The sequence below is a fragment of the Vibrio sp. 10N.261.51.F12 genome (assembly GCF_041471725.1).
Taxonomy (GTDB): Bacteria; Pseudomonadota; Gammaproteobacteria; order Enterobacterales; family Vibrionaceae; genus Vibrio.
In genome coordinates, this window is sequence record NZ_JBFROV010000014.1 from 208831 (window position 1) to 224981 (window position 16151).

12 protein-coding genes are annotated in these 16151 nt (G+C 44.2%); 4 read left to right on the plus strand and 8 right to left on the minus strand.

Annotated features, from left to right (window positions below; genetic code table 11):
* Nucleotides 1-49 precede the first annotated feature (49 nt).
* Nucleotides 50-904: a MurR/RpiR family transcriptional regulator gene (locus tag AB4405_RS08235; protein WP_102470605.1), complete on the plus strand. Its 855-nt coding sequence runs from the start codon at nt 50-52 to the stop codon at nt 902-904.
* A gap of 90 nt (nt 905-994) precedes the next feature.
* Here the strand turns inward: AB4405_RS08235 and AB4405_RS08240 are convergent, their stop codons facing one another.
* Complete coding sequence (locus AB4405_RS08240; protein WP_372060383.1) at nt 995-2221, minus strand: iron-containing alcohol dehydrogenase; 1227 nt, start codon at nt 2219-2221, stop codon at nt 995-997.
* A 440-nt stretch (nt 2222-2661) separates the two neighbouring features.
* Here AB4405_RS08240 and AB4405_RS08245 point away from each other — a divergent pair, with 440 nt between their 5' ends.
* Complete coding sequence (locus tag AB4405_RS08245) at nt 2662-2928, plus strand: GrxA family glutaredoxin (protein ID WP_102470603.1); 267 nt, start codon at nt 2662-2664, stop codon at nt 2926-2928.
* A 261-nt stretch (nt 2929-3189) separates the two neighbouring features.
* Nucleotides 3190-4872, plus strand: coding sequence for an aspartate:alanine antiporter (locus tag AB4405_RS08250; RefSeq protein WP_102470602.1), 1683 nt, complete (start codon nt 3190-3192; stop codon nt 4870-4872).
* An 86-nt stretch (nt 4873-4958) separates the two neighbouring features.
* Here AB4405_RS08250 and AB4405_RS08255 read toward each other — a convergent pair whose 3' ends face one another.
* Nucleotides 4959-6593: an ABC transporter substrate-binding protein gene (locus AB4405_RS08255; RefSeq protein WP_372060384.1), complete on the minus strand. Its 1635-nt coding sequence runs from the start codon at nt 6591-6593 to the stop codon at nt 4959-4961.
* A 208-nt stretch (nt 6594-6801) separates the two neighbouring features.
* Between AB4405_RS08255 and mpaA the strand changes: the two genes are divergently transcribed.
* Complete coding sequence (gene mpaA, locus AB4405_RS08260; RefSeq protein WP_372060385.1) at nt 6802-7563, plus strand: murein tripeptide amidase MpaA; 762 nt, start codon at nt 6802-6804, stop codon at nt 7561-7563.
* A gap of 61 nt (nt 7564-7624) precedes the next feature.
* Here mpaA and AB4405_RS08265 read toward each other — a convergent pair whose 3' ends face one another.
* The 6 genes from AB4405_RS08265 to AB4405_RS08290 all read right to left on the minus strand — a co-directional run bounded on the left by AB4405_RS08265 (nt 7625) and on the right by AB4405_RS08290 (nt 16117).
* A complete protein-coding gene (locus tag AB4405_RS08265) occupies nt 7625-8908 on the minus strand; it encodes a glycosyltransferase (protein ID WP_372060386.1) in 1284 nt (427 codons plus the stop codon).
* A gap of 158 nt (nt 8909-9066) precedes the next feature.
* A complete protein-coding gene (locus AB4405_RS08270; RefSeq protein WP_372060387.1) occupies nt 9067-10116 on the minus strand; it encodes a hypothetical protein in 1050 nt (349 codons plus the stop codon).
* Nucleotides 10103-11494, minus strand: a complete 1392-nt coding sequence (locus AB4405_RS08275) for a DUF3131 domain-containing protein (RefSeq protein ID WP_372060388.1) — start codon at nt 11492-11494, stop codon at nt 10103-10105. The genes AB4405_RS08270 and AB4405_RS08275 overlap by 14 nt, the downstream gene beginning before the upstream one ends.
* A gap of 11 nt (nt 11495-11505) precedes the next feature.
* Nucleotides 11506-12915, minus strand: coding sequence for a DUF3131 domain-containing protein (locus AB4405_RS08280; RefSeq protein ID WP_372060389.1), 1410 nt, complete (start codon nt 12913-12915; stop codon nt 11506-11508).
* Between the two features lie 30 nt (nt 12916-12945).
* Complete coding sequence (locus tag AB4405_RS08285; protein ID WP_372060390.1) at nt 12946-14265, minus strand: DUF3131 domain-containing protein; 1320 nt, start codon at nt 14263-14265, stop codon at nt 12946-12948.
* A complete protein-coding gene (locus tag AB4405_RS08290; RefSeq protein ID WP_372060391.1) occupies nt 14255-16117 on the minus strand; it encodes a glycosyltransferase in 1863 nt (620 codons plus the stop codon). The genes AB4405_RS08285 and AB4405_RS08290 overlap by 11 nt, the downstream gene beginning before the upstream one ends.
* Nucleotides 16118-16151 lie beyond the last annotated feature (34 nt).

Consider the following 16151-nt stretch of genomic DNA (forward strand, 5'->3'; position numbering starts at 1 on the left):
ATCAGTACACTGTATGCTAACAAGAGATTCTCTTTACCCTGTGAACACTATGAATACTCTAGAGAAAATCCAAAAAAACTTAGAAAACTTTAGTAAATCTGAAAGAAAGGTTGCTGAAGTAATAATGGCCTCCCCCCAGACAGCCATTCATTCTAGTATCGCGACACTTGCCAAAATGGCCGACGTTAGTGAACCTACCGTTAACCGTTTCTGTCGTCGACTCGATACAAAAGGCTTCCCTGATTTTAAACTGCATTTAGCGCAGAGCCTTGCTAATGGGACCCCTTACGTTAACAGAAATGTTGAAGAAGATGATGGTCCAGACGCTTACACCCATAAGATTTTCGAATCAACAATGGCGTGTTTAGACGTTGCAAAGAATAGCTTAGATGCGATGCAAATAAACCGGGCCGTTGACTTGTTAACTCAAGCCAAACGTATTTCATTCTTTGGTCTAGGAGCGTCGTCGTCTGTCGCACGAGACGCACAGAATAAATTCATTCGCTTCAACATCCCAATTTCTTGCTATGAAGACGTTGTCATGCAGCGAATGAGCTGCATCAACTGTTCAGACAATGATGTGATCGTGCTGATCTCTCATACAGGCCGAACAAAGAGTCAGGTTGAGATCGCTCACCTTGCCCGTGAAAATGGTGCAACGGTCATTGCTGTTACAGCAAAAGATTCGCCACTGGATAAAGCAAGCTCACTTTCAATTACCGTCGACGTACCAGAAGACACGGATGTTTATATGCCAATGGCAAGCCGCGTTGTACAAATGACCATCATTGATGTGTTAGCAACAGGCTTTACGTTAAGGCGCGGTAGCCGTTTTAGAGATAATCTGAAGCGAGTGAAAGAAGTGTTAAAAGATTCACGTTACGACAAATTGTCCAACATCTAACGTCATCTACAACGTTGCGATTTCAGTGAACCAGCAGTAATAAAAAGAGAGGAATATCCTCTCTTTTTTGATCGTGCAATATTCTTGTGTCTAGTCAGTTTCTATTGTGTTATTACGATATTCGACTTGCGTCGTCTCGTCTGGTGCTACGGAATGTGAGCTGCAATGACACTGACATACTTGATCAAGAATGTGAATAAGCCTGTCTTGGGTCAGTGGAAGCGGGTTGCCTTTTATCGCCACTGACTTTAGCGCATCGGCGGCAACAACATCAAACGGTGTATTGCAAACGCCAAACTTCGACAACTGTGGCAGCGCTAAGCGCTCCAATATCGTCGTTACCCATGAGATCCCTTCTTCTATAGTCGCTTCTGAATTTGACGTTAGAATTTGCGCAATATTACGGTAACGATTGAGCACATCATTTCGACCTGCTCGCTTGGCAGCCTTTACGTTTTCATTCATCACATGAGGAGCAAGTCTTGCGGTAATGACACTGTGAGGCGCATTGATTTTTCCCCCGAGTGCCGACGCTAATCCGTGAGCAGCGCCTAATTTCGCGTTAGTAATAGCCATACCACCAAGCATCGCAGCAAACGATAAGTCGGCACGAGCTTTAGGGTTGTCTTGTTTACAGCCAGATATAATGGAACGACTTAATCGCCTCAAGCCTTCTTCGCACACCATATCAGTTAATGGATTGGGCTCACCGCATACATACGCTTCCATTAAGTGAGTAAATGCATCCATAGCCCCGCGGCCTGACGTATAAGGATCCGTACCATAGGTAAGGGTGGGATCAACAATAGCAACATCTGGCAGCATCTCCGGGCTTCTTAAGCTCACTTTCACTTTGTCTTGCCCAGATTTTAGTACTGCGTTCTTTGTCACTTCAGCGCCTGTACTGGCGGTAGTGGGTATAGCGATCATAGGGATGGGTTTGGTTTTCAATGGCACATTTCGCCCCACCACCTCAACATAGTCGTAAACGTCTCCTTGGTTAGGCACGATAGCGGCCAATGCTTTTCCCATGTCCAGCACACTGCCACCGCCGATAGCAATCACCATATCAGGCTTAAACCTTCGCCCCATAATCGCGGTTTCTTCGACCATAGTGATATTAGGCTCACCACTGATAGCCACATGTTGGTAACGCATGTTTTGGCTATGAAGATAACGGATAACAGCTTCTGCACGTTGCCGATCTTGTCCTGTTACAAGTAATACGCTATAGCCAAACTGATTAATAATAGAGAGTGACGATTGCAATGCACCTTCGCCAAATATAATACGACTCGAAGTCATAAACTGAAACATACCCACTTCCTTTCGGTATATCGTCAAGCTCACGTGTCACACCATCATCCGCTGCTCTTCTTTATGAGAAGTTTCACTTAGACGTTAGAAGAAATTGTGCCCCGATCTGTAAGCCCTACCGATAATAAAAACACATAAAAATCATAAGCCACTGATAGCATGCAGCGACCAGAACGTTGAGGAATTGATGTAAGCCAAGCTAGCGGCCCTTTACCTGTATTTGTCGTCACATTTTTGCTGTCTGTCACATGAAAATACAGCAGATACTCGACCACCCTGCGCAACATCTGTACTGATAGGTTTTCCCTATCACAACGAGTGGTATTTCTGGCTTTATTTCCTTTTCATCTTAAGGCATAGTTGTTGCCATCGAATATAAGAGCTGAGTTAATCCAAACTCACACTGCTCAGTAAGAATTTAATCTTCAAGGAGAAAGTCAATGTTTGTAGTAATTTTTGGTCGCCCAGGTTGCCCATTCTGTGTCCGCGCTAAAGAGCATGCAGAAACGCTAAAAGCAAAACGTGACGATTTCAACTTCCGCTATGTTGACATTCACGCGGAAGGCATCTCTAAAGCAGACTTAGAAAAGACTGTTGGTAAGCCTGTTGAAACCGTTCCTCAGATCTTCATCGACCAAGATCATATCGGTGGATGTACAGAATTTGAAGCATACGCTAAAGAGAACTTGGGTCTTTTTGACGAGTAACTCATTGTCTAATATATAGTATAGTTGAAAGTTCAACATCGAAAGCCAACTCATTGAAGTTGGCTTTTTTATTGGGATCTACATCAATATTGGTACAAACTCATACGAAAATATTATTGACCTATCGCTTATGCTCATGAAAAGCAAAGAATATGTAATCTAATGGTAAAACTTAAAAAAAATCACTTATCTTTTTGATTATTTCCGCTACAATCGCCACACTTTATTACCTATCCAACTTCGTTGCTTCGAGTCGCTACAGTGAACATTGACGTAGTACAATTGCTAGACCAAAACCCTATCCTCCTTATCTTTGTCGCTTTGGCGATTGGCCTTGCGTTCGGGAAAATCCGCTTTGGAAGCCTACAACTCGGTAATTCTATTGGAGTCTTAATCACCTCGCTGATAATGGGGCACTTAGGATTCTCATTTAATGCCGAGGCACTTACTATTGGCTTCATGCTCTTTATCTATTGTGTAGGTATTGAGGCCGGGCCAAACTTTTTCGGTATTTTCTTCAGAGATGGCAAGCATTACCTCATTTTGAGTCTAGTGGTTCTCGTCACTGCTTTAATGATCACCTATTTTGCTAGCCACTATTTAGGGCTTGATTATGGTTTATCAGCTGGTGTCATGGCCGGTGCGCTTACCGCAACGCCCGTTCTTGTGGGGGCACAAGATGCGTTAAACTCCGGCTTGGCCACCATTCCGAGAGGCATGGACTTCGGGTTGGTGCTAGAAAACCTTTCCGTTGGTTATGCGATGGCCTATCTAATTGGCTTGGTCAGTATGATTATGCTGGCGAAGTTATTGCCTAAATTACAAAAACAAAATCTGCACGACTCGGCGCAACAAATCGCACAAGAGCGAGGGTTAGGTGGTTCAGGGCAACGCAAAGTCTACTTACCTATTATCCGCGCATATCGTGTTGGCCAAGAACTGATTGACTGGACTGACGGTAAAAACCTTCGTGAACTAGGCATTTATCGACAAACAGGCTGTTATATTGAACGTATTCGCCGCAACGGTATTTTGGCTCACCCTGATGGCGACGCAATATTGCAAGAAGGCGATGAAATAGCACTAGTCGGTTTCCCAGACAGCCATGCACGTCTCGATCCTAGTTTTAGGAATGGCAAAGAAGTTTTTGACCGCAATCTACTCGACCTACGTATCGTCGAGGAAGAAATTGTTGTTAAAAGTGACAACATTGCGGGGAAAAGCCTATCTAACCTGAACCTTTCTGAATTTGGCTGCTTTCTAAACCGAGTGGTAAGGGCTCAGATAGAGATGCCGATGGATGCTAATATTGTTCTCGCTAAGGGTGATATCCTGCAAGTGAGTGGCGAGAAAAGCCGAGTGCTGGGGCTGGCTGAAAAAGTTGGTTTTATTTCAATACACAGCCAAATGGCGGATCTTCTCGCCTTCTGCAGCTTTTTTATTTTAGGCATTATGTTCGGTTTGATTACGATGACCTTCGGCCAAGTTTCATTCGGCTTAGGCAATGCGGTTGGACTATTGCTATCCGGTATCACTCTTGGTTTTTTAAGAGCAAACCACCCAACGTTCGGCTATGTCCCTCAAGGGGCGTTGAACATGGTGAAAGATCTAGGACTGATGTTTTTCATGGTTGGGATTGGGCTCAGCGCCGGTGGAAAAATGTTTGAGCACCTGACACAAGTGGGTCCTCAAGTCATCCTCATCGCTTTTTTAGTCAGCGTTGTGCCGGTTGTACTGGCTTATCTCGTCGGGGCCTATATTCTCAAGATGAATCGCGCCTTGTTGATTGGCGCGATTGTGGGTGCGCGAACATGTGCACCGGCTATGGATGTCGTCAATGAGCATGCTCGCTCTACGATCCCTGCGCTCGGATATGCCGGGACTTACGCCATCGCCAATATTCTTATGACGCTTGCAGGCACGGTACTGATTATCTTGTCTTAGCAAACACCAGCACTTAAAAATTGCTACTAATATGAAAAAGGATGTCTTCTCGACATCCTTTTTTTCCATCAATCTACCTTCATATCCTAATCTTGGATTACATAAAGGTCTTTGGAATATACCCTTCCCTCGACATTGTTAACCGGAAAACCGCCTATCGTTGGGCGAACTAATCTCGCCTGCATATAATAATAAATAGGGGCAATTGGCATGTCTTTCACTAACGTTGCTTCGGCTTGGTCATAGAATTGATTACGTGTTTTTTGATCGGTAGCCATCAGCGCCTTTGCGATCTGTTGATCATATTGGTCACTTTCATAAAATGCTCGGTTACCTGCGCTATCAGATGTCATCAACGACAAAAATGTTGAAGCCTCATTGTAATCCCCGCACCAAGAGGTTCGAAGAATATCAAAATCGCCCTCACGCCTAGCAACCAGATACGATTTCCACTCTTGGTTTTCAAGTTCAACTTCTGCATTCAAATTTTTGTTAAGCATTGATGAAATAGCGACCGCAATTGATTTGTTACTTTCACTGGTATTATAGAGTAGCTTAACCTTTAGCGGATTATCCTCTCCATAGCCAGCTTGCGCCAACCATTGTTGAGCTTGTTGGTCTCTTTGGCTTTGTGTCCAACGACTGTAATCCGGCTGTGTTGCTTTAAAACCAGCCACGTACTGGTGAGCAAACGTATAGGCAGGGATGTTGCCAACCTTAGTAACGCCATTGGTAATGACGTCTCTCATAATGGTATAGGATACAGCCTTACGAACTCTAACGTCGTCAAACGGGGCTCTTGTCGTGTTAAACGCATAGTAATACGTGCAAAGCAAAGGCACGACGGTATACGCATCCTTTTGGTCTTTCTTTAGCTTCTCTGCCATTTGCGCAGGTACATCGGAGGTGATATCAACCTCGCCTGCCATGTAACGATTAAGGGCTGCCGTCTGACTTTCAAATGGAATGAACGTCACCTCACTAAGCACTGTTTGAGCGTTGTTCCAATAGCGTGAGTTTTTTACTAATTCGATTCTCTCGTTCACAACCCATTGAGTTAACGTAAACGCGCCATTAGACACTAAATTACCTGGCCTAGCCCATTTGTCGCCTAAGGCTTCAACGGAAGCTCGGTGAACAGGCATCATTGACGTATGCCCCGTCATTGCAACAAAATATGGAACAGGACTATCGAGTTTGAACTCTAAGGTAAGATCATCGATGGCTTTAATTCCTAGTTCAGACGTCGGCTTTTCTCCTTTTAATATATCGCCTATATTGTTAATTCTCGTCATCTTCAAGTACCAACCATTTGGCGATGCAGTTGCAGGGTCAACGGCTCTTTTTAAGCTGTAAACAAAAGCAGATGCAACAACTGCGTCGCCGTTAGACCATTTTGCATCAGGGCGTAAGTGAAACGTAAACGTCTGGTTATCAGAAGTTTCCCACGATTGTGCAACGCCGGGAATAACATTGCCGTCGCTATCTTGAATCACCAATCCTTCAAATAGGTCTCGAATCACGTGCATCTCGGGCAAGCCTTCAGCCTTTGCTGGGTCTAATGTCGCGACTTCTGCATCATTGCCACGAACTACATGTTGACTCTCAGCAAGTACGACCTCTTCCGGTACCACCGCACCGTAAACTAAAGACGAAGTTAGGCAACTCACTGACGTAAGGAGTGCTAGCGGAGTGATAGAGAATAGAGATTTACTGTTCATAGGCATTAATCCAACGTTCCATGTTTTATATACTGTCTAAATATCTGCATGATGTGCGAAAAGGTGCTGCATGACAAAATGCAACGCATGTGCATTATAATATTAAGATTGTTGCTAACATTATTAATGATTATTGTTCATTTTTATCATGGATGGGTCTACAAAGCCGTGAGGTTAGCCTAAGTAATGAATGTCAAGGTAACCACCAATGCATAAACCATTTACGCCACATAAATTGACTAAAACCGATGACTCAATAGAGGGACATGTTCCTCGACAAGAGCGCGCGCAGTTTTTAATTCAACCTGACATTTTTGGTCGTAGCGTTTTTAACGCACCGTTACTTTTCTTTCCAGCCCAGGTCGACTCAAACGACAGGGGATTAATTCTTGCTGGTACGCACGGCGATGAAGCGGGAGCCATCGCTTTACTATCTGCGGCGCTGCGAAGTTTACAACCCAATCAGCTGCGTCACGATATAGTCTTGTCAATCAACCCTGATGGTAACCAACTCGGCACTCGCGCCAACGCCCATCAAGTGGACCTGAATCGTGCCTTTCCTAGTGCGAATTGGACACCCAATGGAACAACTTATCGATGGACCACGAACAACAAAGATAGAGATGTCGATGTCGCGACGGGCAATGCTACGACGCTAGAACCCGAAATAGACGCGTTGATTAAGCTTATCCGAACGAGAAAATCTAGTTTTATCGTCTCAATACATGAACCGCTTGCGTGTGTAGATGATCCAGAAGAGTCTACGTTAGGATACTGGATTGCTTCTCACTTTTCGCTTCCTCTCGTAACCGATATTGGGTATGACACGCCAGGATCATTTGGAAGCTGGTGTAAAGAACAAGCGATACCTTGCGTCACATTGGAGCTTCCCAATACTTCAGCCGATCAGTTAACAATCGACTATCTCGAACCCACAATGGCCTTAATGCGGTATATTTCGGCTGGTTGAATAACAAAAGGGCGATCTATTATAGCGTCACCCTTTTGTACATAAGCTTTAATCAACTGAGTTACGATATCGCGGCAGGTCTTGCGATTTTTGCCTGTTGAATCCAAGTTCGCATCTGTTGAGGTGACATGATGTTAGGATCGCCAAGGTTGGCATCCGTTGCAGTCTCTAGCTCAGGAGGAAGAATGTTAATAAGCAGTTCCAGATCTTTATGCGACCGAATTTCCTCATCAAATACGGTCGCCATTTCTCGGCTATAACTCGCCTGACGAGCACGAGCGGCTTTAACAAGCCCTTCTAATAACGTGAACCAGGTCGTCATTGGCCCTTGAACAATGGAAGCAGATTCGGCCGCCGAATCTATAAACGCAAACGGTACGGTTGTAATTGGTTTGTTATACTCCATTGCAGCCAATATCCAATCAGTATCAAATGAAAAATCAAACACCGTCGGTTTTTCTAAAATCTTTGACAACGCATCTCGTGAGTACAATTTAAATGCCGCTTGCGTATCTTTGATACCTTGAGAAAATATTTGTTTGCCAATCATACGCTGCATGTGCCTGAGTGTCTTAATCCCCACCCCCCAGCGCTCTTCTTGCTTGACTAGGATTGAATCAGGATGTTTGCGATTCCCTAAAACGACTTGTTTACCCTCGTTCAAATAAGGCCGTAACAATAAGCCAAGCTGTCCAAGATGAACGGAGTTATCAGCATCGGTGTACACGACTACATCGGCGTTGTTTTCTAGCGCGTTCATGCATCCCAATATAATCGCGCCTCCTTTTCGTGAATCATCAGCACTATGTAGGTGAGTGAGTGGCCCTGAGGTATTGCCCACATAATCATCTAGGTGAGACACCAATACTTGTTTGTTTGATTCACTAGAAATACTAATTCCCTTCGCGATGTCCGCACTATTATGCGGACATCCGTCATCAATAGGGTAAAGTAACCACGACACGGGAGTATCTTGTGTAATCCAGTTCAATTGATCTATTTTTGCGCGAAGAGAATCTTCACCATTAGGATTATATGACGACTTAGGGTTTAAACGATTGTGCTCACCCCACATTGCAAACACGACCCCCACATTCAGAGGTTGGTTAACCTGTTTCATAAATCGTTTTGAGTCGACCAACTTAACTGCCAAACGAAATTCCAGCGGCGCTTTGTCTTGTATCGCGACTTGCTTCAACTGTTCAACGGATAGTAAATTCAGCGCGTCAAGTTGTTCAGCAAGGGTTAGCAATTGCTTTTGATGAGCGTTATCCGTCAAATCAAAATGTTGGCTGGAGTGTCTAAGAAGTGTTAATGCACGCTGTAATTGCTGGTCTTGAGTCATATCCTTTGCCTCGTATGGTCGTATCGGAATAAACGTAACGAAAGCAAACTAGGATTTATTAGCGTATTATCAAGAAATTGTATCCCTCTATTTTTTTAATAAGTAGTCGTAATAAACAGACTCTTGTTTAACATATTATTTGGCCTTTGCACCGCTCTCTACTCTGGCGTTGGCGCAAAGCTTCGTCTCTGGATAGCTTCAACACCCTGTTTTGTCTCCGCTCCAATATTAGCTTTATGAAGTTGAGTTGGCATATTGGATGTTTCGGCATGCGCCATCCCAGCTTTAGTGTCCACTTTGTCTAAATTAGGGCCTGCCACATTCGACGATGTCGATCCTAATTGCGACGCCTCAGCCTGTTCATAATCAAACTCACTAATCGGCGTTGCGATAATAACCGCCCCACTGAGTTCCGATTCAGTATTGGCCTCGCTTTCTTGTATTAGATGCCGGTTAGTGTGAGGCACACTAGACGTAGGGGGATTCACGTTTGCACTTTGTGTTTTAGCCCCCCCATTAGCAGAAGGTTTTGATGGTGTTTGCGCGGGTTGTTGCGAGGGTACAAAAGATGACGACTGCGAAAAGTTAGATTCTAAACCATTCAGCTTTTTTTGTCCTGGAACGGCAGGTGCCGGTATAGCAATGACAGGTGCCTGACCCAAAGCGTTGCTTTGAATCGATGAGGAAGATACCGTCATTCCTGTTCTTGGACCAGAAAAAACAAACAAATTAAGTTTTTCTTGCCAAACTTGCAGCACTGCCGCATCTTGTTCCCATGTTTGGTCATATCCCCCAGCGATATCAATGGTCTGCATTTGAGTCAACAATTGAGTATTCGCTTGTTCATTTCGCTGATGTAGTGACTGCTGCATCCCTTGCCAATCGGTGCCTCCTGTCAACAAATATCGCACACTGTTAGCCCAATACTCATAAGCTTTAGCGTCATTATCAATGTTGGCACACACCGTAGCTAATACCTCAGCAAGCCCCGCATATTGCCACATCTTCTCAGTGCCTAACTTAGCTTCCGAGGCCAAAATCTGTATGCTGAGTCTGTGATACTGCTCTGCGGCTTGTTTATAACGACCGTTACCTGCTAGTAATGTTGGCTGGCGAAAAATACTTAGGTCGACCGCTTGCGGTGCACCTATAGAAAGCGAACTAAACATAAGAGCGATGATCACTAACCCCACCTTAATCGTAGTCATCAAACGTCTCCACTAAGCATTTTCCTGGATGATAGAAACGTGAGTCAAATTGAACGTCACGATACTCTCGGTCACCTTTAGGTTGATAAAGCTTCCCTTTGGTCTTGTAAAGCAGTGCTTCTAAGACCCCTGCATTGGTTTTCAGCGTAATACTTTTTTCATACTGACTGTTTCGCTCGTATCGCCCTTCATACCAACCTCGTTGAGGGTCATAGAGCTCTTTCACTAGAATCATCAATCTATCGGTATAGTCTGTTTTCCATAAGGCCCACATCTGAAAAGCCACTCGCGTTGATACCAATGCAAGGTGATCATGTGAACTGCCATCTTCGGCCACTGTAATCCAAGGGGTTCCTAACGCATACACGGCGTCATAAACAAAGTAAGGTTCACCTGCTACAACATGGTCACCACGTGCGGTATAGATTCGGTCTACATCCCAACGCGCTTCTTGCACTCGGTATAACGAGTCAGCCATTGCCGACATCACTTCATCACTGTGAGTCGCATCTGAAGATGAGTTATCCGTGATTTTATCCCAGTTAAACTCTAACCCCATCCATAAGTAAGGTGTGCTATAGACGGGTCTTAATACATCAAAATTACGAGGATCTCGCCCGTCAAACAAAAGATCAATATCGTAGATTGTCGCAACATCATAAGGGTCAATTCGCATGGCTTTATAAGGCACTACGTGCCAATCTAGGTAACCATACGATGTGTATTCCTCTACCCCTAAACGCCCTTCTTTGTAGCGAGTAACATTGCCATCATAAATCGCACCGCCAAACAACTCTCCATCTTCATTGATTAACTCACAAAAATTCCAACGAAGTACCGCTTTATCAACATACTCAGAAAACTCCGGAGAATACTGTTTCACCATCGCGAGGGTAATCAATAAACGTCCGACATCTAACGATGACCAACCAATATCTTTAGGCTGCAAGCCATAATCAGTCATTTGCCCTGTTTGTGTATGGTAGACCTTGTTCGGTATCTGCCCGATGCTTAGATTCATATCATTTAAAAACGTCAGCACAAGCGACAAACGTTCGTCATATTGTTTGTTTGAGATAAACTCAAATTGTTTCGCAGCCAAGAGTGCAATAAGGTAATCAGAAATGCCTGACATGTTGGTCGAAGGGTAGTTATCAATACCATTGACGAGCCCCGTCTGGAGCTGAGTATTATTCTCTACGTACTTCCATGCCGTGCTTGCCCAAGCCAGTTCTTGCTCAGTTAACGCACCGTGACGCCCCTGCCTAAAACTTTGCGAGGTACTGATAGAATCAACACCGTTGCTAACGCCTCGGACAATAGATCCGCATGCGACTAGTAAAGGAACTACCATCAGCCATACCACGTACTTATACATCGGCTACATCTCTACTCTTTGTTTTGCTTTTTTTTGAAGTTTTCTCGCGGCAAGCACTGTCCTTCATACCCAAATGGCGTTTCCAATGCTTTTTCCCATAAACTTGGCACTGGTTTATCTTTATACGTCAGAAGCTTACCTTGTTGTTTGTAAAGTAAAATCTCCAGCGTTATCCCGTTATTATTTGAAGTAAACGTGTTAATTAAGCCCGTTCCATTTTCATAAATACCTTCATAGAAGCCCTTGTCTCTATCATAGGAATGCGAGACGTGGTCAAACAACAGGTCGGTGTACTCTGTATCCCATAATACCCACATGCCCATCGCACCTTTAATCGCAACCGCTGAGTATTGAGGTAAATACTCTCCGACTTCAGATATCGTATTCCATGCAAAGCCATCGGTATAAATCGTATCGTATACAAAGTAAGGTGCGCCTGCTAACTGATGCTCGGTTCTTGCGGTGATGATACCCGTCTGCTTGTACCGCTCTTCTTGTACTCGATAAATCTGCAACGCAAATTCTGCCATCCATTCATGGGAATAATCCGCATCATGTGGCGTTCTATCTTCAGTGACATCCCAACCTAACTCGATACCATCCAAGACATAACTTTCAGTTACAACGTAACTATGCGCTTTGAGTTTTCTTGGATCTCGTGTGTCGTAAGGCACGTCGTAACCAAACAAATTAATCGTTGCATAAGGTTGCGGGTCGGACGCTTGGCTTGTGTCAAATCCCCATAATTGGAAACCCTTAGCTGCGTACTCTTCATAACCCAAGCGTCCCTCTTGTAAATATTGAACGGGCTTATCTTTTTCGAGCAATGCTCCAAACATCGTGCCGGTTTCATCAACGACATTACAGAAGTTCCAGCGCAAGATAGCCGAATCAATACTTGGGGCGAATTCAGGATACCGCTGTTTTACAATATACAACCAGACCAACAGCCGACCGAGATCAAGTGCGGAATAACCTATTTCACCAGGTTGGTTTGCATAATCTACTTTTGCAGCCGTTTGCGTGTTGTAGGCTTTATTGGGCAACTCGCCTCGAAAAAGATCGAGTTTGTTTAACGTCCCAATGAACGCGATCAGACGCTTATCCAACTCTTCCTTTTCAATAATGCCTAATTGATGTGCACTCACCGCCCCAGCTAAGTAAGACGCCGCATCCCACCAGGTTACCGATGGGTAATTGTTAACCGCATTGACGAGACCCGTCGATTCTTGGTAATTATTCTCAAAATATTTCCAAGCGATACGAGCCATATCCATTTCTTTTTCAGTCAATTCACCATGGCGCGGCTGAGGAATACTCCAGTGAGATTTGCGTTCAACAATATCTTCTGAAAATTGGTTGTATTTATTACCACAGCCCGCAACGGCAAGTGCTATACATAATGTTGACAAATAACGCATCGAATTCTCCCTAATTCTTCAAGACCTAATTTACTGTGCGCCAACCCTTAACAAGGGCCCATTTTCTATGTAGGCCAAAGATTCCAAAACGATCCCGTTCGTATTTGCAGTGATGGCTCGATTCGGGCGTCCGTCGATTTCATAGCGCCCTGAGTACCAACCTTTACCATCGGAAAACAAAGGGGCGACTTCGCTAATTAAGAGATCGGTATACGCATTTTCATACAATGCATACCAACCAAACGCGGCTTTCGTCGACAAGGTTTTCAGGTGCGACTGATCAGTGCCGTCATCAGAAATAGCGTTCCATTTCTTTCCATCCGAAAACACGGTGTTATAGACAAAATAAGGGGCTTCATCGACGTTATCTTCACTCACTGCCGTCACTACGCCAGTATCATCGTAACGGCGTTCCTGCGCGCTAAATACGCGATGAGCAAAGATTTTGGATACGCTGTCAGAGCCGAATTCAATACCATCTAAAATATAAGATTCGCTCACCACATAGTTGTGGGCATGGAACTTGGCTGGGTCACGTTTGTCTGTTGGTATCTCAATGCCATATACATCGACCATATCCAAGTAGTCGATGTACTTCATTGAATTGAATACATCGCGTCCCATCAAAAACATTGACTTAGAAGCGTATTCTTCATAACCAATCCGGCCTTCTTGTACAAGCTCAAACCCATTACCTTGTTCGTTAGGTCTCGAGCCATACAAATAGCCTTCGACTAACATTTCATCCATTTTCCAGTGATTCAAAATATTGGTAACTTCGGCGTTAAACTGTGGGTATTGCCAGATAATTATATTAAGCGGAACTAAGATACGGCCGATATCAATAGCAGACCATCCGATCCCTTCAGGTTTTGGATTATTCTCATAATCCACCATTGCTAACGTCTGAGTGTTATACGCTTTGTTCGGTAGTTTCCCTTCAACCAATGGCAGGCGAGCCAAAGAACGGAGCGCTTTCTCCATTCTCATTTTAAATACATCAGTCGTAATGATGTTGATTTTTTCAGCGGCAATAAGGCCCATCAAATAAGAGGCGGTGTCCCACATCGTAGTGGATGGATAACCATCAACCGAATTAACGAGCCCGGTATTCTCTTGGTAGTTATTTTCAAAATACACCCATGCTGTTGTTGCCCACGTAAATTCCTCTTGGGTCAGCACTCGCTGTGCTTTCAGGGGGATCTCTTCATGAGCTTCAAAGGTGATATTGCCCAAGGTCTTGCCGTAGTCCCGCGTTTCAATCGAAAATGCGATAACAAGTGCGGTGGCAAGGCCTAGGATAAACACAAAATGGTGCCTTGCTGCTAACATTGCTTTACTAAACTTCATACTTAAGATCCTCAGTCCCTGAAACCACTTTTTTACTCGCTGTATTTTCTTTTGGTGGCTCCCAGAATGCGGCGGCAATCATGCCCCACATCGCCATCATATTATTGATTATCCAAAACGTATTGAGTACTAAGCCCCCTTCTGAATAACTCCCCCAACCACCAAAGTAATGTCCATACCAAGCGAAAACTAAGCTGAATAAACTCAAAGCAAACACCGCTATTTGAGGGGCAACTAACTTCGCAAAGTTACCCGTCTGTCGCTCTTTTGGTGTGGTTGGAAAGCTAATCTTACGGCCTCTAAGAACCGTCCAAAGCGCTCGCATATTGACAGGGAAAAAGGACAAGAAATTCGTTTTTCCTTTGTACCCCGCAACACCCCAAGTGCCTATCATCATGGCAATCTCAGCCGTCAACACATAAGGTAAGAAATGCAAATAAAAGGTCACATCGTAAGCGCTCACCGGCGCGATTGATGTAAGAAAGTAGATAATCGGGCATGCTAAAAAGATCACATTCCAAACCGCCGACAAATTTGACCAAAAACTTCCGCCATACATGAGCTTTTGTTTAAGATTCAAACCTTTTCTAAATATTGGGTTGTCGTTCATGAAAATATCGATCGAACCGCCAGCATACTTAAAGCGCTGTACCGTCCATGTCTGCAAATCTTGCGGCGAGAGCATCTTACTCTCGACATTAGGGTGCATAATCGAACGCCAATTTCGCTGTGAATCTGAGTGAAGTACGATAGATGTATACAGGTCCTCAGATACATGGAATTTATAAGGGGTAAACTCCGTATCAAATAAAATCTCGTTTCTAAGGTTGTCTGATACCGATTGATCGACATTTTTTTCTTTGGTCAGTTTTCGAATTTGTTTTTCTACGTCTTGTTGCTCTTGCGTAATTTGCTCGGCATAAGCGCGCAATGCGGCTTCCATTACGGCTTCACGTCGGTGTATTGAACCCGCTCCACAACAAAATGCCGCATTGACCCAATTTCTTCGACGCTGAATCACGTCATAGAACATTTGTGGGTCATTAACAAACGGATCCTCACCAAACGTCACTGGCCCATACACCTTTTCAACGCCACGGCCTAGCTTTCCAGCCCAAGGTCCAAATTTATTAGATAGCCATTTAGGTAAGCGGACCCCCTCTGGCAAGTCAAAAAACCACTGAGGCGTTTGTACCCATGCGACATCAGGATCTTTAAAGTAACCTAAGGTGTGCTCTAAAATAGTAGAAAAAGGACGCGTATCAGCATCACAAATGACGACGAAATCACCATAGGTTTGCTCCATCGCATTTCTAAGGTTACCTGCCTTAAAGCCTACATTTCCCTCTCGCGTTATGTAGCCAACGCCCATTTCCTCAGCCAATGCTTTCATTGAATCGCGCTTACCGTCATCAAGAATAAAGATTTTCATCTCTATTTCGCAAGGATAGGTAATCTTTTGTGCATCTTCGATACTCAGCCTAACCAGGTCGGGCTCTTCATCATAACTAGGAAAGAAAACATCAACCGATACAGGTCTATCTTCGTCGCAGTTCTGAACACATTGGTTGATGTTTGATGGCGGTGATTGCTTTGGTTCATCTTTTGTCTTCCACATGTTGATAGTAAACAAAATAGACCCAATGAACGCACAGGATTCAGCAAATGCCAATGGTAAGGAAAACCATAACGCATCCATATTCAATGCATAAGTCCAACGCCACCACAAATACCATAATCCTAACGTCAGATTACACGTAGCAAGATACTGATAGAGTAGCTCCCTCGGCATACTATGCGGCACGGGTTCTGGTGGTGTTCGATGCTCGAACTTTTTAAAATACATATCCATTTACTTAACTTCCCTTGTTCAGCATTGCCATGCT

What these genes read in the sequence shown, in the direction of transcription:
- AB4405_RS08240 (WP_372060383.1), bottom strand. Translation starts at nt 2,221, where the DNA reads ATGTTTCAGTTTATGACTTCGAGTCGTATTATATTTGGCGAAGGTGCA.
- AB4405_RS08285 (WP_372060390.1), bottom strand. Translation starts at nt 14,265, where the DNA reads ATGAAGTTTAGTAAAGCAATGTTAGCAGCAAGGCACCATTTTGTGTTT.
- AB4405_RS08235 (WP_102470605.1), top strand. Translation starts at nt 50, where the DNA reads ATGAATACTCTAGAGAAAATCCAAAAAAACTTAGAAAACTTTAGTAAA.
- AB4405_RS08275 (WP_372060388.1), bottom strand. Translation starts at nt 11,494, where the DNA reads ATGTATAAGTACGTGGTATGGCTGATGGTAGTTCCTTTACTAGTCGCA.
- AB4405_RS08270 (WP_372060387.1), bottom strand. Translation starts at nt 10,116, where the DNA reads ATGACTACGATTAAGGTGGGGTTAGTGATCATCGCTCTTATGTTTAGT.
- AB4405_RS08255 (WP_372060384.1), bottom strand. Translation starts at nt 6,593, where the DNA reads ATGAACAGTAAATCTCTATTCTCTATCACTCCGCTAGCACTCCTTACG.
- AB4405_RS08245 (WP_102470603.1), top strand. Translation starts at nt 2,662, where the DNA reads ATGTTTGTAGTAATTTTTGGTCGCCCAGGTTGCCCATTCTGTGTCCGC.
- AB4405_RS08265 (WP_372060386.1), bottom strand. Translation starts at nt 8,908, where the DNA reads ATGACTCAAGACCAGCAATTACAGCGTGCATTAACACTTCTTAGACAC.
- mpaA (WP_372060385.1), top strand. Translation starts at nt 6,802, where the DNA reads ATGCATAAACCATTTACGCCACATAAATTGACTAAAACCGATGACTCA.
- AB4405_RS08290 (WP_372060391.1), bottom strand. Translation starts at nt 16,117, where the DNA reads ATGGATATGTATTTTAAAAAGTTCGAGCATCGAACACCACCAGAACCC.
- AB4405_RS08280 (WP_372060389.1), bottom strand. Translation starts at nt 12,915, where the DNA reads ATGCGTTATTTGTCAACATTATGTATAGCACTTGCCGTTGCGGGCTGT.